The 26,287-nt window shown below is 62.0% G+C and carries 30 protein-coding genes; 14 read left to right on the forward strand and 16 right to left on the reverse strand.

Annotation, left to right across the window (positions count from 1 at the left end):
- Window positions 1-51: 51 nt before the first annotated feature.
- Window positions 52-264 (forward strand): cold-shock protein, encoded by a 213-nt coding sequence (locus MOP87_RS16375; protein WP_027913764.1) that lies wholly within the window; start codon window positions 52-54, stop codon window positions 262-264.
- Between the two features lie 89 nt (window positions 265-353).
- Window positions 354-842 carry an RDD family protein gene (locus MOP87_RS16380; RefSeq protein ID WP_027913763.1) on the forward strand — a complete coding sequence of 163 codons (489 nt, stop codon included), beginning with the start codon at window positions 354-356 and terminating at the stop codon, window positions 840-842.
- 94 nt (window positions 843-936) lie between these two features.
- Here the strand turns inward: MOP87_RS16380 and lptG are convergent, their stop codons facing one another.
- Both lptG and lptF read right to left on the reverse strand, forming a co-directional pair.
- Complete coding sequence (lptG, locus tag MOP87_RS16385) at window positions 937-1,998, reverse strand: LPS export ABC transporter permease LptG (RefSeq protein ID WP_023533306.1); 1,062 nt, start codon at window positions 1,996-1,998, stop codon at window positions 937-939.
- Window positions 1,991-3,106: an LPS export ABC transporter permease LptF gene (gene lptF / locus MOP87_RS16390; protein ID WP_023533424.1), complete on the reverse strand. Its 1,116-nt coding sequence runs from the start codon at window positions 3,104-3,106 to the stop codon at window positions 1,991-1,993. Before lptF ends, lptG begins: the two co-directional genes overlap by 8 nt.
- Before the next feature lie 301 nt (window positions 3,107-3,407).
- On the opposite strand from lptF, the gene MOP87_RS16395 reads away from it, so the two are divergent.
- The 5 genes from MOP87_RS16395 to rlmF all read left to right on the forward strand — a co-directional run bounded on the left by MOP87_RS16395 (window position 3,408) and on the right by rlmF (window position 9,874).
- Window positions 3,408-4,901 (forward strand): leucyl aminopeptidase, encoded by a 1,494-nt coding sequence (locus tag MOP87_RS16395; protein WP_028687060.1) that lies wholly within the window; start codon window positions 3,408-3,410, stop codon window positions 4,899-4,901.
- A gap of 48 nt (window positions 4,902-4,949) precedes the next feature.
- Window positions 4,950-5,378 (forward strand): DNA polymerase III subunit chi, encoded by a 429-nt coding sequence (locus MOP87_RS16400; protein ID WP_027913761.1) that lies wholly within the window; start codon window positions 4,950-4,952, stop codon window positions 5,376-5,378.
- Between the two features lie 5 nt (window positions 5,379-5,383).
- A complete protein-coding gene (locus MOP87_RS16405) occupies window positions 5,384-5,731 on the forward strand; it encodes a hypothetical protein (protein WP_027913760.1) in 348 nt (115 codons plus the stop codon).
- 214 nt (window positions 5,732-5,945) lie between these two features.
- Window positions 5,946-8,792, forward strand: coding sequence for a valine--tRNA ligase (locus MOP87_RS16410; RefSeq protein WP_110606862.1), 2,847 nt, complete (start codon window positions 5,946-5,948; stop codon window positions 8,790-8,792).
- A gap of 128 nt (window positions 8,793-8,920) precedes the next feature.
- Entirely contained in the window at window positions 8,921-9,874 is a 954-nt protein-coding gene (gene rlmF, locus MOP87_RS16415) for a 23S rRNA (adenine(1618)-N(6))-methyltransferase RlmF (protein ID WP_197874011.1), read from the forward strand.
- A gap of 50 nt (window positions 9,875-9,924) precedes the next feature.
- On the opposite strand, the gene MOP87_RS16420 is transcribed toward rlmF, so the two are convergent.
- Window positions 9,925-10,206: an HU family DNA-binding protein gene (locus tag MOP87_RS16420; protein WP_003255106.1), complete on the reverse strand. Its 282-nt coding sequence runs from the start codon at window positions 10,204-10,206 to the stop codon at window positions 9,925-9,927.
- Window positions 10,207-10,578: 372 nt separating this feature from the next.
- Between MOP87_RS16420 and yejK the strand changes: the two genes are divergently transcribed.
- Entirely contained in the window at window positions 10,579-11,586 is a 1,008-nt protein-coding gene (yejK, locus tag MOP87_RS16425) for a nucleoid-associated protein YejK (protein ID WP_242809815.1), read from the forward strand.
- On the opposite strand, the gene MOP87_RS16430 is transcribed toward yejK, so the two are convergent.
- Window positions 11,567-11,902 carry a GIY-YIG nuclease family protein gene (locus tag MOP87_RS16430; RefSeq protein ID WP_104926496.1) on the reverse strand — a complete coding sequence of 112 codons (336 nt, stop codon included), beginning with the start codon at window positions 11,900-11,902 and terminating at the stop codon, window positions 11,567-11,569. The two genes, yejK and MOP87_RS16430, sit on opposite strands and share 20 nt — an antisense overlap.
- 36 nt (window positions 11,903-11,938) lie before the next feature.
- Here MOP87_RS16430 and MOP87_RS16435 point away from each other — a divergent pair, with 36 nt between their 5' ends.
- Window positions 11,939-12,811 (forward strand): hypothetical protein, encoded by an 873-nt coding sequence (locus MOP87_RS16435; protein WP_242809816.1) that lies wholly within the window; start codon window positions 11,939-11,941, stop codon window positions 12,809-12,811.
- Here the strand turns inward: MOP87_RS16435 and MOP87_RS16440 are convergent.
- The 12 genes from MOP87_RS16440 to MOP87_RS16495 form a co-directional block, all read right to left on the reverse strand.
- Window positions 12,790-13,275 (reverse strand): nuclear transport factor 2 family protein, encoded by a 486-nt coding sequence (locus tag MOP87_RS16440; protein WP_027913755.1) that lies wholly within the window; start codon window positions 13,273-13,275, stop codon window positions 12,790-12,792. The two genes, MOP87_RS16435 and MOP87_RS16440, sit on opposite strands and share 22 nt — an antisense overlap.
- 75 nt (window positions 13,276-13,350) lie before the next feature.
- The gene (locus MOP87_RS16445) at window positions 13,351-14,631 is read right to left on the reverse strand and encodes an MFS transporter (protein ID WP_242809817.1); all 1,281 of its coding nucleotides are present in this window, start codon (window positions 14,629-14,631) and stop codon (window positions 13,351-13,353) included.
- 123 nt (window positions 14,632-14,754) lie between these two features.
- Window positions 14,755-15,801: a histidinol-phosphate transaminase gene (gene hisC / locus MOP87_RS16450; protein WP_128610213.1), complete on the reverse strand. Its 1,047-nt coding sequence runs from the start codon at window positions 15,799-15,801 to the stop codon at window positions 14,755-14,757.
- A gap of 2 nt (window positions 15,802-15,803) precedes the next feature.
- On the reverse strand, window positions 15,804-17,129 hold the full coding sequence (hisD, locus tag MOP87_RS16455; protein WP_110606866.1) for a histidinol dehydrogenase: 1,326 nt from the start codon (window positions 17,127-17,129) through the stop codon (window positions 15,804-15,806).
- A 126-nt stretch (window positions 17,130-17,255) separates the two neighbouring features.
- Window positions 17,256-17,891: an ATP phosphoribosyltransferase gene (hisG, locus tag MOP87_RS16460; RefSeq protein WP_242809818.1), complete on the reverse strand. Its 636-nt coding sequence runs from the start codon at window positions 17,889-17,891 to the stop codon at window positions 17,256-17,258.
- A gap of 121 nt (window positions 17,892-18,012) precedes the next feature.
- Window positions 18,013-19,278 (reverse strand): UDP-N-acetylglucosamine 1-carboxyvinyltransferase, encoded by a 1,266-nt coding sequence (gene murA / locus MOP87_RS16465; protein WP_027913751.1) that lies wholly within the window; start codon window positions 19,276-19,278, stop codon window positions 18,013-18,015.
- A 23-nt stretch (window positions 19,279-19,301) separates the two neighbouring features.
- On the reverse strand, window positions 19,302-19,541 hold the full coding sequence (locus MOP87_RS16470) for a BolA family protein (protein ID WP_019471361.1): 240 nt from the start codon (window positions 19,539-19,541) through the stop codon (window positions 19,302-19,304).
- Between the two features lie 117 nt (window positions 19,542-19,658).
- Window positions 19,659-19,964 carry an STAS domain-containing protein gene (locus tag MOP87_RS16475; RefSeq protein WP_027913750.1) on the reverse strand — a complete coding sequence of 102 codons (306 nt, stop codon included), beginning with the start codon at window positions 19,962-19,964 and terminating at the stop codon, window positions 19,659-19,661.
- Entirely contained in the window at window positions 19,961-20,608 is a 648-nt protein-coding gene (locus MOP87_RS16480) for an ABC transporter substrate-binding protein (protein ID WP_027913749.1), read from the reverse strand. Before MOP87_RS16480 ends, MOP87_RS16475 begins: the two co-directional genes overlap by 4 nt.
- Before the next feature lie 9 nt (window positions 20,609-20,617).
- Window positions 20,618-21,103, reverse strand: a complete 486-nt coding sequence (gene mlaD, locus MOP87_RS16485; RefSeq protein ID WP_027913748.1) for an outer membrane lipid asymmetry maintenance protein MlaD — start codon at window positions 21,101-21,103, stop codon at window positions 20,618-20,620.
- Window positions 21,103-21,900, reverse strand: coding sequence for a lipid asymmetry maintenance ABC transporter permease subunit MlaE (gene mlaE / locus MOP87_RS16490; protein WP_023533432.1), 798 nt, complete (start codon window positions 21,898-21,900; stop codon window positions 21,103-21,105). Before mlaE ends, mlaD begins: the two co-directional genes overlap by 1 nt.
- Complete coding sequence (locus MOP87_RS16495; RefSeq protein WP_023533446.1) at window positions 21,900-22,709, reverse strand: ATP-binding cassette domain-containing protein; 810 nt, start codon at window positions 22,707-22,709, stop codon at window positions 21,900-21,902. The genes mlaE and MOP87_RS16495 overlap by 1 nt, the downstream gene beginning before the upstream one ends.
- A gap of 247 nt (window positions 22,710-22,956) precedes the next feature.
- Between MOP87_RS16495 and MOP87_RS16500 the strand changes: the two genes are divergently transcribed.
- The 5 genes from MOP87_RS16500 to lptB are packed head-to-tail and all read left to right on the forward strand — an operon-like array spanning window position 22,957 to window position 26,285.
- Window positions 22,957-23,931 carry a KpsF/GutQ family sugar-phosphate isomerase gene (locus MOP87_RS16500; RefSeq protein ID WP_027913746.1) on the forward strand — a complete coding sequence of 325 codons (975 nt, stop codon included), beginning with the start codon at window positions 22,957-22,959 and terminating at the stop codon, window positions 23,929-23,931.
- Between the two features lie 11 nt (window positions 23,932-23,942).
- A complete protein-coding gene (locus MOP87_RS16505; protein WP_027913745.1) occupies window positions 23,943-24,467 on the forward strand; it encodes an HAD family hydrolase in 525 nt (174 codons plus the stop codon).
- An 8-nt stretch (window positions 24,468-24,475) separates the two neighbouring features.
- Complete coding sequence (gene lptC, locus MOP87_RS16510) at window positions 24,476-25,048, forward strand: LPS export ABC transporter periplasmic protein LptC (RefSeq protein ID WP_028687057.1); 573 nt, start codon at window positions 24,476-24,478, stop codon at window positions 25,046-25,048.
- Window positions 25,035-25,559 carry a lipopolysaccharide transport periplasmic protein LptA gene (gene lptA / locus MOP87_RS16515; protein ID WP_023533341.1) on the forward strand — a complete coding sequence of 175 codons (525 nt, stop codon included), beginning with the start codon at window positions 25,035-25,037 and terminating at the stop codon, window positions 25,557-25,559. Before lptC ends, lptA begins: the two co-directional genes overlap by 14 nt.
- Window positions 25,560-26,285 (forward strand): LPS export ABC transporter ATP-binding protein, encoded by a 726-nt coding sequence (gene lptB / locus MOP87_RS16520; RefSeq protein WP_027913743.1) that lies wholly within the window; start codon window positions 25,560-25,562, stop codon window positions 26,283-26,285. It abuts the gene before it with no gap.
- Window positions 26,286-26,287: the final 2 nt, after the last annotated feature.

Below are 26,287 nucleotides of genomic sequence, written 5' to 3' on the forward strand. Positions count from 1 at the left end.
AAAGCGAAAGAAAACTGTCATCCAAACCTAAGTTTCATAGGAAATAAGATTATGTCTACCCGTCAGAACGGTATCGTCAAGTGGTTCAATGACGAAAAAGGCTACGGCTTCATCACCCCAGAAAGCGGTGCTGATCTGTTCGTGCACTTCCGCGCCATCGAAGGCAACGGCTTCAAAAGCCTGAAAGAAGGCCAGAAGGTCACTTTCGAAGCCGTTCAAGGCCAAAAAGGTATGCAAGCTGACAAGGTACAGGTTGCTGAATAAGCCTTGTCACCTTCCAAAAAGCCCCTGCTCAGTGCAGGGGCTTTTTTTTGCCCGTAGAATGGCGCCTTTGCATGATGGAGCTGTTCTGCATGTCCAAGCCTGTGCTGCTTCCCCAAGGTGATTTCCCTCCGGTCGGCCTGGGCAGGCGCCTGGCCGCGGTGTTCTATGACTTTTTACTGTGTACGGCCCTGCTGATCGTCACTGCGGGCCTCTACAAGATGGTCCAGATGGCGATCATCGGCCAACAGCGTATGCGCGAACTTACCGAAGCAGGCGCGCTCGACGGCGACCCTTTGCTGTCCACGGTGCTGCTGTTCGTGCTGTTCGGTTTCTTCGCCAAGTTCTGGACCCATGGCGGGCAGACGCTGGGCATGCAGGTCTGGGGCGTGCGTGTGCAGAACGCCGATGGCTCGCCCATCACGCTCTGGCAGGCGCTGTTGCGGTTTATTGTTTCCATTGCCTCGTGGCTGTGCCTGGGACTGGGTTTTTTCTGGGCCCTGATCGACAAGCGCAAACGCAGCTGGCATGACATCTACTCCGAGAGCCAACTGGTTCGAGTCCCCAAGCCGAAGAAATGAGCGCTCTACTCAAGCGGCAGCGGCCATGAAACACAAGGGGCCGCAATAGCGGCCCCCAGGGTCAAGCACGCAGCCATGGGGCTGCGCAGCAGGCTTATCCAGCGCGGCGCAACAACCACAAGCCTGCCACGGCACAGATGCCGGCTGGCAGCACCACCGCAAGCAACGGCGGGAAGCCGAACACCTGGCTGGATGGGCCCAGCAGGTCCTGAGCGATACGGAACACGAAGCCCACCAGCACGCCGGTGAAGACACGCTGACCAAGCGTCACCGAGCGCAGCGGGCCGAAGATGAACGAAATGGCCATGAGTACCAGGGCTGCCGTGATGGCCGGTTGCAGGACCTTGGTCCAGAACGCCAGCCAGTAGCGGGCATTGTTCAACCCTTGGTCGGACAGGTAGTGGATGTAGTCCCACAGGCCGGTGATCGACAGCGATTCAGGCGCCAGCACCACCGTGTTGAGCAACTGCGGCGTGACCGACACATCCCACTGTTCTTCAGGGTTTTGCACGACTTCGGTACGGTCACCATGGAACAGCGTGGTGCGCACATCGGTCAGCAGCCAGTGATCGTTTTCGTAACGCGCCCGGCGCGCGAAGCTGGAGCTGATGATCTTGCGCTGGTCGTCGAACCGGTAGCGGGTCACACCCAGCAGAAGGCCGTTGGGCTGCACGGAGTTGATGTGCACGAACTCCTCGCCCTGCCGGTGCCACATGCCGCGCTTGGAGCTTTGCGCTTCACCGCCACCCTGGGCGAGGGAGCGATCGGCCTGGGCTTTGTTTTCGGTAACCGGTGCCACGTACTCGCCGATCAGGAGGCCAACCAGCATCAGCACCAGCATTGGTTTCATCACCGCCCAGACGATGCGACCGATCGACACCCCAGCAGCGCGCATGATGGTCAGCTCGCTGCTGCTGGCCAGCGTACCCAGGCCGATCAGGCAGCCGATGAGCGCGGCCATCGGCAGCATGTCGTACAGGCGCCGCGGTGCGGTGAGCAGCACGTACTTGCCTGCTTCGAGCACCGTGTAGGTATCGCTCAGGTCGCCCATTTCGTCGATGAAGGCGAACAGCGAGGCCAGCCCCAGGATGATGCCCAGGACAGCCAGAATAGCCACCAGCACGCTTTGGCCGATATAACGATCGAGCTTAGCCACGGGCCACCTCCGCACGACGGGCTGCGCGCTTGAGGCGAAGAGGTTCCCAGTACATCAGGCCCAGGCCGATGAGCAGGAACAGCCCATGCACCCACCACATGCCAAGGGCGATGGGCAGCTTGCCCTTCTCGAGTGCACCGCGCACGGAAATCAGCATTGTCAGGTACGCCATGTACAGAAGGATGGCTGGCAGCAGCTTGAGGAAACGCCCCTGCCGAGGATTGGCCCGTGACAGCGGCACGGCGAGCAGGGTCACGATGAACACCAGGATCGGCAGTGACAGACGCCATTGCAACTCGGCGCGTTCACGCAGGTCCGTAGCGCCGAATAGTTGGGTAGTGGGAATGGCCTCCCGCTCGGTGACCTCCTCGCTGACTTCAGGCTTGGGCAACAACACGCCATAGGTGTCGTACTTGATGGCGCGGTAGTCGGCCTGGCCTGGGTTGCCGTCGTAGCGGTAGCCGTTTTCGAGCACCAGATAACGGTTGCCATCGGCCTGGATTTCCTGGTGCCCGCGCTCGGCCACCAGCACCGACGGGGCGCGGTCCTTGGTCTTGTCCTGGTTGAAGCGTTTTTCGGAGATGAACACGCCGCCCAGGTTTACCCGGTCATCTGAAAGCTGCTCGGTGTAGGTCACCCGCGAACCATCGCGCAGGGTCTGGAAGCGGCCCGGCACCAGGGTGTCGAATTCGGTCAGGGCATCCTGCTGGCTGATGATCTTCTGCACCTGGGCCACGCCCAGGGGTGCAAGGCTCAGGCTCAGCCAGGCCACCAGCAGGGCCACCAGCGCTGCAGGCGCCATGGTCATGGCCAGCAAGCGCTGCTGGCTCATGCCGGTGGCCGACAGCACGGTCATTTCGCTTTCCAGGTACAGCCGGCCATAGGCCAGCAGAATACCCAGGAACAACCCCAGCGGCAGGATCAGTTGCAGGAAGCCCGGCAGGCGGAACCCCATGATCAGGAACAGTACGCCAGGGTCGAGCACCCCCTGTGCAGCCTGGGCCAGGTATTTGATGAAGCGCCCGCTCATGATGATCACCAGCAGCACGGCGCTGACGGCGCTCAAGGTCACCAGGACCTCGCGGGAAAGATAACGAAAGACGATCAAACCAGACACTCCTGGGTTGTCAGCACGGACTGCCAATCGATGGCACCAGACGATGACTTAGTACATCCAAGGCCAATGCTGGTTCGCCCAAGGCGAACCTCCATATAAAGTGCGCGCATTATCCTGTGATTGACCGCGCCTGTCACTTGGCCGCGCATCGCACAGCACGCCGGGGTTGTCAGCACGCCGGCCGCAGGCTCAAACTGGCAGCTTTTCCACTGGCCTGCCACTGCGCAGCCAGTCGCGTTCCAAGCGCCGGCCAGCACGGCGCCACACGTATCGATCATTCGGGGACCCTGAGATGGAACTGGTTGTAAAAAGCGTAGCCGCTGCATCGCTCAAGACCGCAACGCTGGTCATCCCAGTCGGTGAAAAACGTGCCTTGGGCACCGTGGCCCAGGCCGTGGACCTGGCAAGCGAGGGCGCCATCAGTGCGGCGCTCAAGCGTGGCGACCTGGTGGGCAAGCCTGGCCAGACGCTGCTGCTGCACGCCGTTGCAGGCCTGAAGGCCGAGCGTGTGCTGCTGGTGGGTAGCGGCAAGGACGAGGCACTGGGTGATCGCACCTGGCGCAAGCTGGTGGCCAGCGTTGCCGGCGTGCTCAAGGGCCTCAACGGTGCCGACGCCGTTCTGGCACTCGATGACATTGCGCTGAGCAACCGCGATGCAGGCTATGGCAAATATCGCCTGCTGGCCGAAACCCTGCTCGACGGCGAGTACGTGTTCGATCGTTTCAAAAGCCAGAAAGCCGAGCCTCGTGCGCTGAAAAAAGTCACCCTGCTCACCACCAAGCTCGGCCAGGCCGACGTGGAGCGCGCCGTGCGCCACGCCAATGCCATCGCCACTGGCATGGCCTATACCCGTGACCTGGGCAACCTGCCGCCCAACCTGTGCCATCCAAGCTACCTGGCCGAGCAGGCCAAGGAGCTGGGCAAGGCGCACAAAGGCCTGAAAGTCGACGTGCTGGACGAGAAGAAGATCAAGGACCTGGGCATGGGCGCGTTCTACGCCGTCGGCCAGGGCAGCGATCAACCTCCGCGCCTGATCGTGCTCAACTACCAAGGCGCCAAGAAAGGCGACAAGCCTTTCGTGCTGGTGGGCAAGGGCATCACCTTCGACACTGGCGGCATCAGCCTAAAGCCCGGTGCCGGCATGGACGAGATGAAATACGACATGTGCGGCGCAGCCAGCGTGTTCGGCACCCTGCGTGCGGTGCTGGAACTGCAGCTGCCCATCAATCTGGTGTGCTTGCTCGCCTGTGCCGAGAACATGCCCAGCGGCGGCGCCACTCGCCCCGGTGACATCGTGACCACCATGAGCGGCCAGACCGTTGAGATTCTCAACACCGACGCCGAAGGTCGCCTGGTACTGTGCGATACCCTCACCTACGCCGAGCGCTTCAAACCCCAGGCGGTGATCGATATCGCCACGCTTACCGGCGCCTGCATCGTCGCCCTGGGCAGCCACACCAGCGGTCTGATGGGCAACAACGACGCGCTGGTCAGCCAACTGCTCGAGGCGGGCAAGCGTGCCGATGACCGCGCCTGGCAATTGCCGCTGTTCGACGAATACCAGGAACAACTGGACAGCCCGTTCGCCGACATGGGCAACATCGGCGGCCCGAAAGCCGGCACCATCACCGCCGGTTGCTTCCTGTCGCGATTCGCCAAGGCCTATGACTGGGCGCACCTGGATATCGCGGGTACCGCCTGGATCAGCGGCGGCAAGGACAAGGGTGCCTCCGGTCGCCCGGTGCCCTTGCTGACCCAGTACCTGCTGGACCGCGCTGGCGCCTGACCGCAACCGCCGGCAGTGCCTCGGGCATTGCCGGCTGACGGAACCCACATGAGCAAAGTCGACTTCTACATACTGCCTACCGATTCGCTGGAGGCGCGCCTGGATTTCGCCTGCAAGCTGTGCGACAAAGCCTGGCGGCTCGGCCATCGCGTCTACCTGCACTGCCAGGATGAGGATCAGCGTGCCGCTTTGGACACGCGTTTATGGGCATTCAGGGGCGAAGCCTTCGTGCCCCATGACCTGGCAGAAGATCACGCCGATGCGAGCGTGGCGCTTGGCGTCGGTGATCACGCCCAGGGGCACCAGGACTTGTTGATCAACCTGGGCGCCGATGTTCCCGGCTTTGTCAGCCAGTTCGAGCGGGTTGCCGAGATCGTGGTTGAAGAGGCAGCGATCCGCCAATCGGCGCGTGAGCGATTCCGTTTCTACCGTGAACAAGGCTATGCTCTGCAAGACCACCGCTTACAGCGATTTTGATGACGATGGACAAGCACGCTCCCCTGCCCGGCTCTACCCACCTGCTCGACGATCTTGAGTCGATTCGCCAATTGCTTGGCGATGCCGACCTGCAACCGCCTTTGCTCACCGACACGGTGGAGCAGGTGCCTGCACGCGTTGACGCCGCTGCCGATCCGGCTGCCAGCGACACCGCCCAGGACGACCCGCAGGCACGTCGCCAGGACACCCTGCTGCACCTTGAAAGCGAACTGCGCGCTGCAGCGCAGATGATCATGCAGGATGTGATCAACGACTTTACCCCGCACATCGAAAACGAGATCAAGCGTCGCCTCGATGCGCGCATCGAGCGGTTGATCAAGCGTTCGGAGTGAAGGGGCTGCCGGGCACCTGCTCTTCACCCGCCTGCAAGCTACTGCTCCTACTGGCGAAGCTGTAACGTTCTGCTGCGGCGCAGGACGCTTGCCGTCACGCGGCTGTCTTTCCCCGCACCGGGCAAACCCGCCCAGCAGCCGCTTGTCGCCTGCGCCCTCCGGCTTGGTTATACTTCCCGGCTTTCCCGAATAAATGCACAGGGTCCCGCCGCGCATGGATAAGACCTACCAGCCGCACGCCATCGAAACTTCCTGGTACAACACCTGGGAAGCCGAAAACTATTTCGCTCCACAAGGTGCAGGCGAGTCCTACACCATCATGATTCCGCCGCCGAACGTGACCGGCAGCCTGCACATGGGCCATGGTTTCAACAACGCGATCATGGATGCCCTGATCCGCTTCCGCCGCATGCAGGGTCGCGACACCCTCTGGCAGCCTGGTACCGACCACGCGGGCATCGCCACGCAGATGCTGGTCGAGCGCCAGCTTGAAGCCAAGGGCCTGAACCGTCATGACCTGGGCCGCGAACAGTTCCTGGAAAAAATCTGGGAGTGGAAAGACCAGTCGGGCGGCAACATCAGCCGGCAGATTCGTCGGCTCGGCTCCTCCGTGGACTGGAGCCGCGAGCGCTTCACCATGGACGATGGCCTGTCCGAAGCGGTCAAGGAAGCGTTCGTGCGCCTGCATGAAGACGGCCTGATCTACCGGGGCAAGCGCCTGGTCAACTGGGATACCAAGCTGCACACCGCCATTTCCGATCTGGAAGTCGAGAGCCACGACGAGAAAGGTCACCTGTGGAACCTGCGCTACCCGCTGGCCGACGGTGCCACCACCGCCGAGGGGCTGGATTACCTCGTGGTCGCCACCACGCGTCCGGAAACCCTGCTGGGTGACGCTGCCGTCGCGGTCAACCCCACCGACGAACGCTACCAGGCCCTGATCGGCAAGTTCGTCGAGTTGCCGCTGGTTGGCCGTCGCATCCCTATCGTTGCCGATGACTACTGCGACCCTGAGTTCGGCACCGGTTGCGTCAAGATCACCCCGGCCCACGACTTCAACGACTATGAAGTCGGCAAGCGTCATAACCTGCCGCTGCTGAACATTTTCGACAAGAATGCCGTGGTGCTGCCAGCAGCCCAGGCATTCAACCTCGATGGTTCGCTCAATGACCAGGTAGACACCGCCCTGCCGTCCCAGTACGCCGGCCTCGATCGCTTCGTTGCACGTAAGCAGATCGTTGCCGACCTGGAGGCTCAGGGCCTGCTGGTCGGCATCGACGACCATGCCTTGAAAGTGCCCAAGGGCGACCGCTCGGGCACCATCATCGAACCGTGGCTGACCGACCAGTGGTACGTTTCCACCAAGCCGCTGGCCGAGCCTGCCATCGCTGCGGTCGAGGATGGCCGTATCCAGTTCGTGCCCAAGCAGTACGAGAACATGTACTTCTCCTGGATGCGCGACATTCAGGATTGGTGCATCAGCCGGCAGCTGTGGTGGGGCCATCGCATCCCGGCCTGGTACGACGAGGCGGGCCGGGTCTATGTCGGGCGCAACGAGGAGGAAGTGCGCAGCAAGCACGGCCTCGGCGCGGACGTGAACCTGCGCCAGGATGACGACGTGCTCGACACTTGGTTCAGCTCGGGCCTGTGGACCTTCTCAACCCTGGGCTGGCCGGAGCAAACCGAGTTCCTCAAGAAATTCCACTCCACCGATGTGCTGGTCACCGGCTTCGACATCATCTTCTTCTGGGTTGCGCGCATGATCATGTTGACCATGCACCTGATCAAGAACGAGGACGGCACGCCCCAGGTTCCGTTCAAGACCGTGTACGTGCACGGCCTGGTGCGTGACGGCCAGGGCCAGAAGATGTCCAAGTCCAAGGGCAACGTGCTGGACCCGCTGGACATCGTCGACGGCATCACCCTCGATGCCCTGCTGGAGAAACGCACCAGCGGCATGATGCAGCCCAAGCTGGCCGAGAAGATCGCCAAGCAGACCAAGGCCGAGTTCCCCGAGGGTATCGCCAGCTACGGTACCGACGCCCTGCGTTTCACGTTCTGCTCCTTGGCCTCGACCGGTCGCGACATCAAGTTCGACATGGGCCGCGTCGAAGGCTATCGCAACTTCTGCAACAAAATCTGGAACGCCGCCCGCTACGTGCTGGACAAGGGTGAGGACTGTGGGCAGAACGGCGAGGCCTACGAGCTGTCGCTGGCCGACCGCTGGATCATCTCGCAGTTGCAGCGCACCGAAGCTGAAGTGACCCGTCAGCTCGAACAGTTCCGCTTCGACCTGGCCAGCCAGGCACTGTACGAATTCATCTGGAACCAGTACTGCGACTGGTACCTGGAGCTTTCCAAGCCAGTGTTGTGGGATGAGCAGGCCCCTGTGGAACGCGCCCGTGGCACGCGCCGCACCCTGGTTCGCGTGCTGGAGGTGGCACTGCGCCTGGCCCACCCGTTCATGCCGTTCATCACCGAGGAAATCTGGCAGCGTATTGCACCGTTGGCCGGCGTCGAAGGCAGGACCATCATGCTGCAGCCCTGGCCCCAGGCCAATGACGCACGCATCGACGTGGCCGCCGAAGGCGACATCGAGTGGCTCAAGGAGCTGATGGTCGGCTTGCGCAACATTCGCGCTGAAATGAACATCGGCCCTGGCAAACCCCTGCCGCTGTTCCTGAAGAACGCCAGCGCCGACGACCAGCGCCGCCTGCAGGAAAACGAAGCCTTGCTCAAGAAATTGGCCAAGGTCGAATCGTTCACCGTGCTGGGCGACAACGACGAGGCGCCATTGTCCGCCACGGCGCTGGTGGGTGACCTTCAGGTGCTGGTACCGATGGCCGGGCTGATCGACAAAAATGCCGAACTGGCTCGCCTGAACAAGGAAATCCAGCGCCTGCAAGGCGAAGTGGCGCGCGTGGGCGGCAAGCTGTCCAACGCCGCGTTCGTCGACAAGGCACCGCCTGCCGTCATCGAGAAGGAGCGCGCCAAGCTGGCCGAGTCCGAGCAGGCGTTGGCGAACTTCACCGAGCAGCATGCGCGGATTGCAGCGCTGTAACCTGACCGTGCAGTGCTGACTGACGAGGGCTCAGCCCTCGTTCGCGGCCAGCCCCGGGGCAACCGGGCCGGCCGCGACCGGGCCGTCCAACGGTCTGGGGGCCAGCACCTGCAACACCGGACCCGAGCATGACCCAGAGCAAACCCACCCTGCACCCGCGTAACCGCCATCAAGGGCGCTACGATTTTCCCAGCCTGATCAAGGCACACCCTGATCTGGCGCGCTTCACCCTCACCAACCCCCATGGCAAACCCAGCATCGATTTCGCCAACCCCGAAGCGGTGCGAGTGTTCAACCGTGCCCTGCTCAAGGCCCAGTACGGGATCCAGCATTGGGACATCCCCGCCAACTACCTGTGCCCGCCGATTCCAGGTCGCGCCGACTACCTTCATGTGGCCGCCGACCTGTTGGCTGCCGATAACGCAGGCCAGCTCCTCAAAGGCGCTCAGGTGCGCGTGCTCGACATCGGCGTGGGTGCCAACTGCATCTACCCGCTGCTGGGCCATAGCGATTACCGCTGGCGCTTTCTGGGCTCGGACATCGATCCGGTAGCATTGGCGTCGGCCAAGGCGATCATTCAGGCCAATGGCTTGGACAAGGTCATCAACCTACGCCAGCAGAGCAACCCTGCGCATATTCTCAGCGGCCTGCTCAAGGACGACGAGCGCTTCGACCTGACCCTGTGCAACCCGCCCTTCCATGCCTCACGCGAGGAAGCCACCCGTGGCAGCCAGCGCAAATGGAAGAACCTGGGCAAGCAGGACCCCAAGCGCAAGCTGCCCGTGCTGAACTTCGGTGGCCAGAACAACGAACTGTGGTGCGAAGGCGGTGAAATCCGCTTCGTCACCCAGCTGATCAACGAGAGCGCGCAATACGCCAACCAGACACTGTGGTTCACCAGCCTGGTGTCGAAGGCCAGTAACCTGGCGGCACTGGAGGCAGTCTTGAAAAAGACGGGGGCCGCGGCTGTGCGCGTTGTCGAAATGGGCCAAGGACAGAAACAGAGCCGCATGCTCGCCTGGAGCTTCCATGACGATGCTGCGCGCCAGGCATGGCGCGCCAAGCCCATTTCACAGGCATGAAAAAACCGCGCTCGGGCAACCCGGGCGCGGTCAGGTCACTGCATCGACAATTACTTGTTGATGGCGTCGGTCAGCACTTTGGCCGGTACGAACTTGACGACTTTCTTGGCAGCGATTTCGATGGCAGCGCCAGTCGAAGGGTTGCGGCCGGTACGGGCAGGACGCTCGGAGACTTTCAGCTTGCCGATGCCTGGCAGGGTGATTTCAGCGCCGTTTTCCAGTTGGTCGGCAACGATCTGGCCCAGTTGCTCCAGAGCGTTCTTGGCGGTGGCTTTAGGCGCTGCGATCGATTCGGCGATGTCGGCAATCAGTTGGTCTTTGGTCAATGCCATGGTGGTGTTCCTTCCCTATCAAATTCGATGGTTATGCAGCGAACGACGACGTTATCGGGCCAGCCCCGACGAGATTGGAGGGCCGCGCCAATTGGGTATGTAGATACGCAAATCAGCGTTTGGTTCGACACGCCGAGCGCGTACTGCAGCAATGCGCCACAACAGGGGCGCAAGACGGCGCAAAACTACCACAGCAGCGGATAAATATCCGCTGCCACCCCTGATTTAATGCAGGTTTTCAGGCCTTGATGATGAAAAGACCGCAGATTTGAGTAAAAAACCGCCAACCTGCGATTCTGCTTCGATCCGCCCACTGAATCACCCAGCGTCTGAGGTAAACTTCAGTGCTTTTGTACCTGTCCGAGACTCCCCATGCCAATCCGACATTGCATCGTTCACCTGATCGACAAAAAGCCCGATGGCAGCCCTGCCGTGTTGCACGCACGTGACGCCGAGCTCGCGGCCTCGGACGCCATCGAGAACCTGCTAGCCGACCTCAATGACAGCTACAACGCCAAACAAGGCAAGGCTTGGGGGTTCTTCCACAGCGAGTCCGGCGCTTATCCGCTCAGTGGCTGGCTGAAACAGTACCTAGAGCAGGAGCAGGATTTCACCGCCTTCAGCCGGCAGGCTGTGGAGCATCTGCAAAAGCTGATGGAAGAGTCCAATCTGTCCACCGGCGGGCACGTTCTGTTCGCGCATTACCAGCAAGGCATGACCGAATACCTGGCCATCGCATTGCTGCACCACAGCGAAGGCGTTGCCGTGAACGCCGCGCTCGATGTCATGCCTTCGCGGCACCTGGACCTGGGTCAGTTGCACCTGGCAGCACGCATCAATCTTTCGGAATGGAAGAACAACCAGAACTCCAAGCAGTACATCTCGTTCATCAAAGGCAAGAACGGCAAGAAAGTCTCGGATTACTTCCGTGACTTCATCGGTTGCCAGGAAGGTGTGGACGGGCCGGGCGAGACGCGCACGCTGCTCAAGGCGTTCAGTGACTTCGTGGAAAGCGAGGACCTGCCTGAGGCCTCTGCCCGCGAAAAGACCCAGACGCTGGTGGACTACGCCACCACGCAGACCAAGTTGGGCGAACCGGTGACGCTCGAAGAACTGTCCAGCTTGATCGATGAGGATCGGCCCAAGGCGTTTTACGACCATATCCGCAACAAGGACTACGGGTTGTCACCGGAGATTCCTGCCGATAAGCGCACCCTCAACCAGTTCCGTCGCTTCACCGGCCGTGCCGAAGGGCTGTCGATCAGTTTCGAGGCGCACCTGTTGGGCGACAAGGTGGAGTACGACGAAGCTGCTGGCACCTTGATCATCAAAGGTTTGCCCACGACGCTCGTGGATCAGCTCAAGCGTCGCAAAGACTGACCGCACGGCATGCAGGTTCGGCGTTGTAGGAGGACACCAGTGCCTCTTTCGCCGACTTGCGCAGGCGCTTGACCAGCCTTTCCTGGCGCAAGGCTTCGCTTTTGTCTGGCCACCGCTCCATGTAGACCAGGGCCTGGGCAGGGCTGCTTTTGAAAAAGCGTGCCCCCTGGCCTTTGCGGTGCGCCTCGAAGCGCCGCCGCGGGTCATCGCTGATGCCACAGTAGAGCGCGCCATTGGCCGCCCTGACCAGGTACACATACCATGGTTTGATTACCTGATCCGGTACTCTTTCACTCACCACAACGGTTGTATCCATCATTAACTTCATGAGCCCACTCGACGAGGGCTCATCATGCTCCATTTGCAGATTCGTCCACTGCTGGCCACTGCGGTACTCGCTGCAACTGCCAGCGCACAGGCTTCGATTGGCGCCCAGACCGCCGCCCGCATGCAGGAAAACTATAACGCCACCCCCACCCAGTGCGAGGGCAATGCCGTGCCGGCCCATGCCTGCTCTGGCGTCTTGCTGAGGTCCACGCTTCCATCTCCGTACTATCACACCTGGCATCATAGCCAGAACAGCAAGGACAAAGGTGGTGTTTCGTTTTCCTACCTGCGCAGTGACTTGCCGACCACTGGCCTGGCCGCCGATGGTCGCAGTGGCTTCACCTTGTATCCGCTGATACAGCGACCCGCTGGATCCCTGCGCTATGAAATGCTCTGCGCATGGCCCACCGACGGCGACACCTGGGAACGTGACAACCGGGGGTGCGGCGACAATCGACAGACACCCGAACGTGAAACGGCTTGCCATGAGCAAGGCGTGCACACGGCCGAAGACTGGATCGCACGCTTCAGGCTGACCGGCGACTACAAGCGTCAATGCGCCTTCGACATACGCCGGGCGCGCATACCGGAACGCGCGGAAGCCTTCCACCAGACCCTGCGCACGCAACGGTTGTTTGCTGACGAACTGCCCTTTGTCTGGAACGAGATAGTCATCGGCGCTTGGGATGAAGCCCGCGCGGGCGAGCTGCCCATCCAGTCATTCTTTTACATCGACGGGGAATCCGGTGCCCTGGAGCAGGCCCAGGCAGATCAGAAGGACTGGCACCGCACCCATGGCGGCTTCATACCCGTCATCAAGGTACGGCTACCCTGGCAGGCCGGCGAGCGTGCCACGTTCACCTATCACGACCGTGATCAGGCCGTTGCCGCCCCTTGAGCGTGCTGGTACGCCCGCAAGCCCTTGAATGCCTGGTGGCGTACTTTGGCCTGTAGCCAAGGTGTCCAGCCCAGCAGCAGCCCTGGCGCACCCAGGGCCTGGCGGGACCAGGCCCACAGGTCGAAGTCGTCTTGATGCCGGTGTATCAGCCCATCGCGGATCTCGAAGCGTGCCTGGATGGTGTTGACCACGTCTCGTCCGGTCTGGGCGAAGACGTAAGTGGCAGTCCATTGCGCCGAACCACCGCGCTCATCGGCACACACGTTGTCGTAGCGCAGGGAGAAATCCTTGGCGCGCCGGGTCAGCATTCGCCACATGTCGCCGGCGTCCCTGCCACGCAGCGTGCCGAAGACCGGATCACTGAACACCACGTCATCGCTGTAACAGGCGACCATGGCCTGGGCATCAAGCCGCTGGAACGCCTGGTAGAAACGGGTTATCAACTCGCGGTTGGCATCGCTCATCAAAGGGCCTTCCCTTGGGTTAAAACCGCACGATAATCCGCGTCGCGGGGTTACGCCAGTACCACCGTGAAACCATCAGACCTTCTCGCTGGTGACCTGCACATGCAACGCGCGCCCTGCCCCCAGGCCAAACACGATGGCCCCTGCACCGAGCACGGCAAACACCCAACCCAAAGCACTCCAGCCTCCGGTCAGGTCATGCACCAGGCCCACGGCGAACGGCCCCATCGACGCCAGCGTATAGCCAACGCCCTGAGCCATGCTGGAGAGGTTTGCCGCCACATGCGCATCCCTTGAGCGCAGCACGATCAAGGTGAGTGCCAGGGCAAACGTGCCACCCTGGCCCAGGCCCAACAGCACTGCCCAGCCCCACAGCCCCGACAAGGGTGCGTAAAGGCAGCCGAACAGTCCGCAAAGGGTCACCAGCATGACCACCACGATCGCCAGGCGCTGATCACGTCCACGGGTGGCCAACCAGGGTGCCGCAAGCGAGCTGAACAGTTGCATGATCACCGACCCCGACAGCACTAGGCCCGCCTGGGTTGGGCTAAGGCCGCGGCCAATCAGGATAGAGGGCAGCCAGCCGAAGACAATGTAGGCGAGCGAGGACTGCAGGCCCATGTACAGTGTGACCTGCCATGCCAGCGGATCACGCCAAAGGCCACGCACGCGATAGGCGACCTTGTGCACGCCATGACCGTTGCGCGCCTGTGGGAGCCAGACCAGCATGGCCAGGATGGCCGGTAGCATCCAGAACCCGAGTGCAGGCGCCCAGCTGTCGCCAAAGGCATGCGCCAGCGGCACGGTTGCGCCTGCTGCCATCGCCGCCCCCAGGCACAGCGCCATGGTATAGACGCCGGTCAGCGTGCCGGCATGCTGTGGAAAGTCGCGCTTGACGATACCCGGTAGCAGTACACCGATGATGCCGATACTGGCACCGGCCAGCAGGCTGCCCAGAAACAGACCCGTCGTGCCCAGGGTGCTGCGCAGGACAATGCCCAGTGCCAGGGTAGCCAGAATGCCAAGGACTACCCGCTCGCTGCCGATTCGTCGCGCCAGCATGGGCGCGAGTGGCGCGAACAGACCCAGGCACAGGACCGGCAAGGTCGTCAGCAAGCCTGCCTGCGCTGCGCTGAGCCCCAGCCCGTCAGAGACCTGCCCCAGCACCGGCGCCATGCTCGACAACGCAGGGCGCAGGTTCAAGGCCACCAGTATCAGGCCGAGCAACAGCAGCCAGGGTTTGTGCCTCACCGGCGGCTGGCTCTGCACCTGCTCGTCGTCCGCCTCGGCGTCGATGAGCAACGGATCGCTGTCATGATCCACTGCTGGGGTTTTGGGCATTCTGGATTCAGGCATTGGTAACTCGTGTCAGAGGGCGAGCAAGATCAGGTGCGTCGCCTGGGCCGCACCCGTGGTTGGATAACCTCGAAACAAAGACGCACGCCATGAGCCTTGCGGGACATGGCGAACGCAGCGACGTCACGCCAGGGCGTCGAGCAACGCCTGATTCATTTCAGGGGTGCCAATGGTGATGCGCAGGAACTGATCGATACGCGCCTGCTTGAAGTGACGCACGATGACCCCTTGCTCGCGCAACTGCGCCGCGAGGGCGGCGGCATCGTGTCGAGGATGGCGGGCAAAGACGAAGTTGGCTGCCGATGGCAGCACCTCGAAGCCACGCGCTTGCAACTCGGCCACCAACGCTTCGCGGCTGTCGATCACTTTCTGGCAGGTCTGCTGGAAATACGCTCGATCGGCGAATGCCGCTGCTGCACCGACGATGGCGGCGCGGTCCAGTGGGTAGGAGTTGAAGCTGTTCTTGATCCGCTCCAGTGCCTCGATCAGGTCCGGATGACCTACGGCCAAGCCCACCCGCAGGCCGGCCAGGGAGCGCGATTTCGACAGGGTCTGGGTTACCAGCAGGTTGTCGTAACGGTCTACCAGGCTGATCGCCGTCTGACCGCCGAAATCGATGTAGGCCTCATCGACGACCACCACCGAATCCGGGTTCTGCTGCAAGAGTTGCTCGATGGCCTGCAACGGCATCAGGCAGCCAGTCGGCGCATTGGGGTTGGGGAAAATGATACCGGCGTTGGGCTTGCGGTAGTCCTCGACACGAATCTGGAACTGCTCGTCCAGGGGCACCTGCTCATAGGCAATGCCGTACAGCCCGCAATACACCGGATAGAAGCTGTAGCTGATGTCTGGAAACAGCAGAGGCGCATCGTGCTGGAACAGGCCATGGAAGATGTGCGCCAGCACCTCGTCCGAGCCGTTGCCGACGAATACCTGGGCAGCGGTGACGCCGTAGTAGTCCGCGACCGCTTGCTTCAGGTGATCGCCATTGGGATCAGGGTACAGGCGCAGGCTCTCGTTGATTTCACCGCGCATGGCTTCGAGCGCCTTGGGCGACGGGCCATAGGGGTTCTCATTGGTGTTCAGCTTGACCAGGCGGGCAAGCTTGGGCTGTTCACCAGGAACATAGGGCACTAGCGCCTTGACGAAAGGGCTCCAGAATCGACTCATGCTCAGTTCCCCTTCTCGGTAGTCAGAATGCGGTATTCGGCACTGCGCGCGTGGGCGGTCAGCGACTCGCCGCGGGCCAGCACGGAGGCCGTGCGCCCCAGTTCGGAAGCGCCCTGCTCCGAACAGAAGATGATCGATGAACGCTTCTGGAAGTCATAGACCCCGAGCGGGGACGAGAAGCGTGCAGTGCCAGAGGTGGGCAGTACATGGTTCGGACCCGCGCAGTAGTCACCCAGTGCCTCGCTGGTGTGACGCCCCATGAAAATGGCGCCAGCGTGACGGATGTGCGGCAACCACGCCTGTGGATCTGCCACTGACAACTCGAGGTGCTCGGGCGCGATACGGTTGGCCACCTCGATGGCCTGCTGCATGTCGCGCACCTGGATCAATGCCCCCCGCCCATTGACCGACTTTTCGATGATGTCGGCCCGCTCCATGGTCGGCAGCAACTTGTCGATGCTTTCCGCGACACGGTCGAGGAATGCAGCGTCCGGGCTCACCAGGATGGCCTGGGCGTCCTCGTCGTGCTCGGCCTGGGAGAACAGGTCCATGGCGATCCAGTCTGGATCGGTCTGGCCGTCACACACCACGAGGATCTCGGAGGGGCCGGCGATCATGTCGATCCCGACCTGCCCGAACACATGGCGCTTGGCCGTGGCGACATAGATGTTGCCCGGGCCGACGATCTTGTCGACCTTGGGCACGCTGGCAGTGCCATAGGCCAGAGCAGCCACGGCCTGGGCGCCACCGACGGTGAACACGCGATCGACACCGGCGATACAGGCCGCGGCCAGCACCAGTTCGTTGACCTCGCCACGCGGTGTAGGCACCACCATGACCACCTCGCCCACACCCGCCACCTTCGCGGGAATGGCGTTCATCAGCACGGATGAGGGGTAGGACGCCTTGCCGCCAGGCACGTACAACCCGGCGCGATCCAGCGGGGTGACCTTCTGGCCCAGCACGGTGCCATCGGCTTCGGTGTACTGCCAGGAGTCCTGTTTTTGCCGCTCGTGGTAAAGACGCACGCGCTCGGCGGCTTTTTCAAGGGCCGCACGCTGGGTGTCAGTGATGCGGGTCAGTGCGAGCTCGAGCCGCTGACGATCGAGGATCAAGTCCTGGATCGAGTCGGCTTGCAGGCCATCGAAGCGCTGGGTGAACTCCACCAGGGCGTCGTCGCCGCGCTCGCGCACAGCCTTGATGATGTCGAGCACGCGCTGGTTGACCGCCTCATCGGACACACTCTCCCAGCTCAGCAGATGATCCAGATGTCGGGCGAAGTCCGGGTCAGCAGCGTTGAGACGGGCAATTGCAGTGGACACGGTCATGGCGAGGGCCTCGGTTGATGACGAATGCTCAGGCGCCCTAGGCTACCAGTCCATCCGCGCGGGCACCTGAGAAAAGTGGCTATGACGCGGATAGACGGGCGCGACAGCGAAGGTCGCGCGCAGAAGTCAGCCGCGGTGTCGCGATTCGACCGCTTTACGCAGGGTGTCGATCAGGCTCTGGATGCGGGGGTGCTGCATTTTCATGGAGGCCTTGTTGACCACCAGGCGGGAGCTGATGTCGGCGATCATCTCCTGGGGTTCCAGGCCGTTGGCACGCAAGGTGTTACCGGTATCGACCACGTCGATGATCTTGTCGGCCAGGTTGATCAGCGGCGCCAGCTCCATGGAGCCGTACAGCTTGATGATGTCGACCTGACGGCCTTGCTCGGCATAGTAACGTTTGGCCACGTTGACGAACTTGGTGGCCACCCGCAGACGCCCCTTGGGCTCTGGCGCACCAACCACCCCGGCGGTCATCAGCTTGCAGCGGGCAATCTGCAGGTCCAGCGGTTCGTAGAGACCTTGGCCGCCGTACTCCATCAACACGTCCTTGCCAGCCACGCCCAGGTCGGCGGCGCCATGCTCGACATAGGTCGGCACGTCGGTGGCACGCACGATCAGCAAGCGCACGTCGTCCTGCGTGGTGGGAATGATCAGCTTGCGGCTCTTGTCCGGGTTCTCGGTGGGTACGATACCGGCTTCGGCCAGCAACGGCAGGGTATCGTCGAGAATACGGCCTTTGGAAAGCGCGATGGTCAGCATTGGAACGTCAGTCCTTAAGCGGCTACTGCTGGCCAGGTCAACGACCTGGCGGCATTCAATTCATGAGGCACAGGCAGGGCAAGCGAGGCTGCACGCTTCCCTGCACTGCGCCAACGGGCTCCTAGCCCGGCACGCGACGGATCTTCGCGCCCAGCATCTGCAGTTTTTCCTCGATGCATTCGTAACCACGGTCGATGTGGTAGATGCGGTCGATCAGGGTGTCCCCTTCGGCTACCAGGGCCGACAGTACCAGACTGGCCGAGGCGCGCAAGTCGGTGGCCATGACCGGGGCGCCCTTGAGCGCATTGACGCCAGTGACGATGGCCGTGTTGCCCTCGACCTGGATCTGCGCGCCCATGCGGTGCATTTCATACACGTGCATGAAGCGGTTTTCGAAGATCGTCTCGATGACGGCGCCAGTGCCTTCAGCGATGGCGTTGAGCGAGATGAACTGCGCCTGCATGTCGGTCGGGAAGGCAGGATAGGGCGCGGTGCGCAGGTTGACGGCCTTGGGCCGCTTGCCGTGCATGTCCAGCTCGATCCAGTCGGTACCGGTGCTGATGTCGGCACCGGCTTCCTTGAGTTTTTCCAGCACCGCTTCAAGGATGGTCGGATCGGTGTCCTTGACCTTGACGCGGCCACCGGTCACGGCAGCGGCGACCAGGTAGGTACCAGTCTCGATACGGTCGGGCATGACCCGGTAGTTGGCCGAACCCAAACGCTCCACGCCATCGATGGTGATGGTGTCGGTGCCTGCGCCTTGCACGTTGCCGCCCATGGCATTGATGAAGTTGGCCAGGTCGACCACTTCAGGCTCGCGCGCGGCGTTCTGCAACACGCTGCGACCCTTGGCCAGGGCTGCGGCCATCATGATGTTCTCGGTACCGGTCACGCTGACGGTATCGAAGAAGAAGTGCGCGCCGCGCAGCCCGCCTTCGGGCGCCTTGGCCTTGATGTAGCCGGCCTCGACTTCGATCGTTGCGCCCATGGCTTCCAGGCCGCGGATGTGCAGGTCGACCGGGCGTGAGCCGATGGCGCAACCGCCAGGCAACGCCACTTCGGCTTCACCGAAGCGGGCAACCATGGGGCCGAGCACCAGGATGGAGGCACGCATGGTCTTGACCAGCTCATACGGCGCTACCAGGGTCTTGATGCTGCGCGGGTCGATTTCCACAGCCAGCTTTTCGTCGATCACAGGCTCGATGCCCATGCGCCCGAACAGCTCGATCATGGTGGTGATGTCGTGCAGGTGCGGCAGGTTGCCTACGGTGACCGGGCCATCGGCCAGCAAGGTGGCGGCCAGGATTGGCAGGGCGGCGTTTTTCGCACCCGAAATGCGGATCTCGCCGTCAAGACGAGCGCCACCAGTGATAATCAGTTTGTCCATTTGGAATCTCGCCGCCTTGTGGCTCAGGTGCGCTCAGCCCAAGCTGCGCTGCTGAAAAATTTCATGGTTACCGCATGGATGCTGCCATTGGCGATCCATGGATTGAGGTGGGCGTAGATCGCCTGCTGACGCTTGACCGGGCTAAGGCCAGCCAGCTCGTCGCTGATCACGTTCAACTGGAAGTTGCAGCCTTCGCCTTCAACTTCGACCCGGGAACCCGGCAATTTTTCTTCAAGGAAGCTTTTAACTTCTAGGGCCTGCATGCTCAACCTCAATCGGCGCCCGATGCGCACGGGTCGGCCATCATACAAAAAAGCCCCTCGCCTGCGAAGCCCAACGAGGGAGTTCACTGACCGAGGGGCGATTCTACCGCCAGCGCTTCAGCTCGCCAGCACCTCGTCGAGGTCATAAACCTGGGCGATGTCACGCATGTCATCAGGCAGGCCCTGCACCTGGCAACGCTTGCCAGCGGCCTGAGCATCGCGCATGAAAGCCAGCAACAGCGACAGGCCCACGCTTGTGGAATGCTCGACGGCCGTGCAGTCGATGATCAGCTGCGCATCACCGCTGGCCTTGATCAGCGCCTGGCCCTGCTTGCGCAGCGCAGGGCCACTGCGGTAGTCCAGCACGCCGGCCAGGCGCAGTACGCCAGGCTCGTTCATGCTTGCGGTGGCGGCCGGGCTCATTTGACAGCCTTCTCCGGGGAGCTGTCGGCGCTCTGCTTGGCCTTGGCCACTTCGCCGGCCCAGCCGTCGATGGTCTTGTCCAGGTTGTTGCCATTGCGCTGCATGGCATCGGCGAACTGATCACGGAACAGCTTGCCGATGTTGATGCCGTTGACAATCACATTGCGCACCTTCCACTCGCCAGCGATGTTCTCCAACGTGTACTGCACCGGGTACACCGCACCGTTGTTACCGGTGACCTTCATGCCAACACTGGCACGCTTGCCATCATCGGCCTTGGCCGGGTCGACCACGATTCCTTCGTTGTTGTACTCAAGCAGGGCATTGCCGTAGAACTGCAGCAGGCTGCGCTTGAAGTTTTCCTGGAAGCGCTGCATCTGCTCGGGCGTGGCCTTGCGCGAATACTTGACGGTCATGATGCTCCTGGAGATACCGTCGGCATCGACCACCGGGCCGAGAATCCGATTGAGCGACTCGTAGAACGCATTGGGGTTGGCCTTGTACTGCTGCTTGTTGGCCTTCAGGTCACTCAGCAATTCGTTGGTGGTGCTCTGGATCACATCGTGGGGCGATTGTGCCGCCACGGCCAGCAAGGGGAAAGCCGCCAGCAGAACCAGCAGGCCACGTCGCAGAATCGATATCATGGAAACTCCTCAGTTGTCCGGTTGCGCGTCTCTGGGTTCCTTGCCAACGGAGTTGAGCAGGAACTTGCCAATCAGGTCTTCGAGTACCAGCGACGATTGGGTATCGTGAATGGTCGCACCCTCCTTGAGCACCTCTTCCTCACCGCCCACGCTGATGCCAATGTATTTCTCGCCAAGCAGCCCGGCAGTCAGGATCGACGCCGTGGAGTCGGTCGGCAGGTTATCCACCGACTTGTCCAGTTGCAGCGTCACCCGACCGGTGTACGAATCACGGTCCAGGTCGATGGCGGTGACCTTGCCGATGGTGACGCCGGCCATGGTCACCTTCGCTCTGACAGTCAAACCGGCGATATTGTCGAAGTAGGCATAAACTTTGTACGTATCGGTGGCGGGGCTGGCCGACAGGCCACTGACGCGCAGGGCCAGCATCAGCAACGCCAGAATGCCGGCCAGGAGGAACAGGCCGACACCGATTTCCAGGGTGCGGTTTTGCATCAGAAATCTCCAAACATCAAAGCGGTCAGAATAAAGTCCAGACCCAGTACAGCCAGCGAGGCATAGACCACGGTCTTGGTAGTGGCACGGCTGATCCCTTCGGAAGTGGGCTCGCAGTCATACCCTTGGAACACGGCAATCCAGGTGGTGACGAAGGCGAACACCAGGCTCTTGATCAACCCGTTGAGCACATCGTCGGTAAAGGAGACACTGTTCTGCATGTTGGCCCAGAAAGACCCTTCATAGACGCCCAGCCAGTCGACCGCCACCCACGAGCCACCCCAGATCCCCACTACGCTGAAGATCAGCGCCAGCAACGGCAATGAGATGAACCCTGCCCAAAGGCGCGGCGCAACGATGTATTTGAGGGGGTCTACGCCGATCATCTCGAGGCTGGAAAGCTGCTCGGTGGACTTCATGTTGCCGATCTCGGCCGTCAGGGCGGAACCGGCTCGGCCCGCGAACAGCAAGGCGGTCACCACCGGGCCCAGTTCGCGCAGCAGGGTCAGGGCAACCATCTGCCCCACCGCCTGCTCGGAGCCGTACTTGGTGAGGATGCTGTAGCCCTGCAGGGCCAGCACCATGCCGATGAACATGCCCGAGACCACCACGATGGCCAGGGACAGCACACCCACCGAATACAGCTGGCGAGTGAGCAGTTGGAAGCCGCCGCCGATGCCGCCGCGCCCAACCAGGGCATGGAACAGGAACAGGCAGGACCGCCCTAGCACCGCCAGCACGTCAATGGACGAGCGCCCCAGCAGGCGCACACGCTCAAGAATGGATTTCTGACGCATCAGCGCGCCCCCAACAGGTCGGCGCGGTAATCGGGCGCGGGGAAATGGAACGGCACGGGGCCATCGGGATCGCCTTTCATGAACTGGCGAATGCGCGGGTTATCGGAACCCATCAATTCGTCCGGCGTACCTTGCCCCAGCACCTGGCCATCGCCCACCACATAGATGTAGTCGGCGATGCTGGCAGTTTCTGCCAGGTCATGGGACACCACGATGCTGGTAATGCCCAGGGCATCGTTGAGCAGGCGAATCAAGCGCACCAGCACCCCCATGGCGATCGGGTCCTGGCCTACGAAGGGCTCGTCGTACATGAGGATCTGCGGGTCCAGGGCGATGGCCCGGGCCAGGGCCACGCGCCGCTTCATGCCGCCGGACAATTCGTCCGGCATCAGGTCGATGGCGCCGCGCAAGCCCACCGCCTGCAGCTTCATCAGCACGATGTCGCGAATCATCTCGTCCGGCAGTTGTGTGTGCACGCGCAGGGGGAACGCCACGTTTTCGAAGACATCGAGGTCGGTGAAAAGGGCGCCACTCTGGAACAGCACGCCCATCTGCTTGCGTGCATCGAACAGGTCACTGCGCGAAAGCGCCGGCAGGTTCTGCCCGGCCACCCACACTTCCCCACTTGCAGGGCGCAGTTGCGCACCCATCAGACGAAGCAACGTGGTCTTGCCGCAACCCGATGGCCCCATGATGCCGGTGACCTTGCCGCGTGGGATACGGATGTCGACATTGTTGAAAATGCTGCGTGAACCGCGTTTGAAGGTAACCCCCTTCAACTCGACCGCGCAGGCGCTATCCACACTCATCTAGACTCCTTGCTAGTGCAGCCCTGTCCTAGTGGACGTCAGCCTTCATCGGGAAGGCACACGCCCCGGGCCAGGCCGAATAGCCGCGAACTATAACACCGCTCTGAACGCCGCCCCAAGGCCGTACCGCCCGCTGTTCAGCTAGTCGACAGCGTTTGGGGATATTGCCTACGACAATCGAAAGCGTGAGGGTTTCAATCATTACCGCTATAATCGCCGCCTTTTTATCAGACACTGCTTTTTCGACATGAGCCAATCCAGCGAGCTGATCCAATCCGCCCAACGCACCCTGCGCCTGGAACTCGAGGCCGTCACGGCCCTGATCGAGCGTATCGGCGACGACTTCGTCAAGGCCTGCGAGCTGATCCTGGCCAGCAAAGGCCGGGTCGTGGTGGTCGGCATGGGCAAGTCCGGGCATATCGGCAACAAGATCGCCGCCACCCTGGCCAGTACCGGCACACCGGCCTTCTTCGTGCACCCGGCCGAAGCCAGCCATGGCGACATGGGCATGATCACCCGCGACGACGTGATTCTCGCGCTGTCGAACTCTGGCAGTACTGCCGAAATCATCACCCTCTTGCCACTGATCAAGCGCCTGGGCATCAAGCTGGTGAGCCTGACCGGCAACCCGGCCTCGTCCCTGGCCCAGGCCGCCGACGTCAATCTCGACGCCAGCGTCGCCCAGGAAGCCTGCCCGTTGAACCTGGCGCCCACATCCTCCACCACCGCCTCGCTGGTGCTGGGGGATGCCCTTGCCATCGCCCTGCTCGAAGCACGGGGGTTCACCGCCGAGGATTTTGCCTTCTCCCACCCCGGCGGTGCGCTGGGGCGCAGGTTGCTGCTCAAGGTCGAGAACGTGATGCATGCCGGCGACGACCTGCCCAAGGTGACGCGCGGCACACTGCTCAAGGACGCCCTGCTTGAAATGTCCCGCAAAGGCCTGGGCATGACCGTGATCATCGAAGACGATGGCACGCTGGCCGGCGTCTTCACCGACGGCGACCTGCGCCGCAGCCTGGACCGCAACATCGATGTGCGCACCGCCTTGATCGAGGAGGTGATGACGGTACACGGCAAGACCGCCCGGGCCGAAATGCTGGCCGCCGAAGCGTTGAAAATCATGGAAGACAACAAGATTGGCGCACTGGTGGTGGTGGACGCCCACGACCGCCCCACCGGCGCCCTGAACATGCACGATCTGCTGCGCGCTGGCGTACTGTGAGGAGCTCCACGATGAATCAGGATCTGATGCAACGCGCCAAGGCCATCAAGCTGGCGGTCTTCGACGTCGATGGTGTACTCACCGACGGGCGTCTCTATTTTCTTGAAGACGGCAGCGAGTTCAAGACCTTCAATACCCTCGACGGGCACGGCATCAAGATGCTGATGGCGTCTGGCGTTACGACCGCGATCATCAGTGGGCGCAAGACACCGGTCGTCGAGCGCAGGGCGAAGAACCTCGGCATCGCGCATCTGTATCAGGGGCGCGAAGACAAACTCGTGGTGCTCGACGGCCTGCTCGCCGAGCTGGGCCTGAGCTATGATCAGGTGGCTTACCTTGGCGATGACCTGCCGGACTTGCCGGTCATTCGGCGCGTAGCTCTGGGCATGGCCGTCGCCAACGCGGCGCCGTTCGTGCGCGAGCACGCTCACGGCGTGACCCAGGCCCGCGGCGGCGAAGGCGCCGCACGTGAATTCTGCGAACTCATCATGCAGGCCCAGGGCACCCTGGATGCTGCCAACGCCAACTACCTGTAAGGTTGCCCATGTTCAGCAAGAAAGCCAGAAACATCGTGCTGCTCGGGGCCATTGCGGCCCTGCTGGTGGCCGTCGGCTACTGGAACGTCAGCCCGGAGAGCTTCCTGGAGAAGCCAGTCGCCCAGGTCGACGAGAGCGCCATCGACTACTACGCCATCAACGCCCACAGCGTCCAGTTCCTGCCCGACGGCAGGCTCCAGTACGAAATGACCGCCGACAAAGTCGAACATCTCAAGGCCAGCGAGGTCACGATGTTGACCACGCCGGACTTGCACCTGTACCGCGGCACGGCGTTTCCGTGGCATGTACAAAGCACCCGCGCCGAGGTCAACCCCGACGGCAGCGAGGTCGAGTTGATCGACAATGTGCGGGTTGCCCGCACTGACGAACAGAAGCGTGAGACCATCATCACCAGCTCGCGCATGACCGTGTTCCCGCAGAAGCAATATGCGCAGACCGAGCAAGCCGTTAGAATCGACGGCGCCGGTGGAACGACCACGGGCAAAGGAATGAAAGCGTACCTGAAAGAAGGCAGGATGGACCTGCTCTCTAACGTAAGAGGACAGTATGAGGCTCGTTAAAACCCTCCCCCTTTTGCTCAGCCTGAGCGCAGCACTGGGAAGCGCGAGCGCCCTCGCCCTGCCGAACGACCGTGACCAGCCGATTCGCATCCAGGCCGACAATGCGCACCTGGACGACAAGAAAGGCGTGGCCACCTATACCGGTGACGTGATCATCACCCAGGGCTCTATGATGATCAAAGGCAACACCGTAACCATCACTCGCACGAACGGTGGCGACATCGACGTGGTGACCTCGGTGGGCAACCTGGCCTATTTCGAGCAGCAACAAAGCGCGTCCAAGGCGGACAAGATGAAAGGCTGGGGCGTTACCATCCAGTACCAGGCCCAGAAAGACCTGGTGGTGCTCACCGACCGAGCCAAGGTGGAAAACGAAGGCAACACCACCGAAGGCGAGAAAATCGTCTACAACACCCAGACACAAGTGGCCACTGCCGGTCGGGGTGGCAACGTAACCACGCCACGTCAGCGTATCGACATGGTGATCCAGCCCAAGAAGAAGGCCGAGTAAATGGCAACCCTCAAAGCCCAGCACCTGGCCAAGAGCTACAAGGGCCGCCAGGTCGTGCGAGACGTCAGCCTGTCGATCGACAGCGGTCAGATCGTCGGCCTGCTCGGCCCCAATGGCGCCGGCAAGACTACGTGCTTCTACATGATCGTTGGCCTGGTTCAGGCCGATCAGGGGCGCGTGCTGATCGACAGCCTCGATGTCAGCCACCAGCCCATGCACGGTCGCGCCCGGGCCGGTATCGGCTATCTACCGCAGGAAGCGTCGATCTTCCGCAAGCTGTCGGTGGCCGACAACATCAAGGCGATCCTGGAAACCCGCAAGGATCTTGATCGCGAGGGCCAGCGCCAGGAGCTCGAAAGCCTGCTTCAGGAATTCCACATCAGCCACATTCGCGACAACCTGGGCATGAGCCTGTCCGGCGGCGAGCGGCGGCGTGTCGAGATTGCCCGGGCATTGGCAACCTCTCCAAAATTCATCTTGCTCGACGAGCCCTTCGCAGGCGTGGACCCCATTTCGGTCGGTGATATCAAGCAGATCATTCATCACCTCAAAGCCAAGGGCATCGGTGTGCTGATCACGGACCACAACGTGCGTGAAACGCTGGATATCTGTGAAACGGCCTACATCGTCAACGACGGCCGCCTGATCGCCGAGGGCGATGCCCAGACCATCCTGGCCAATGACCTGGTGAAAGAAGTTTACCTGGGGCACGAGTTCAGGCTTTGATC

Source organism: Pseudomonas sp. I3-I5 (assembly GCF_022699445.1).
In the GTDB taxonomy this organism is placed as follows: Bacteria; Pseudomonadota; Gammaproteobacteria; order Pseudomonadales; family Pseudomonadaceae; genus Aquipseudomonas; species Aquipseudomonas fulva.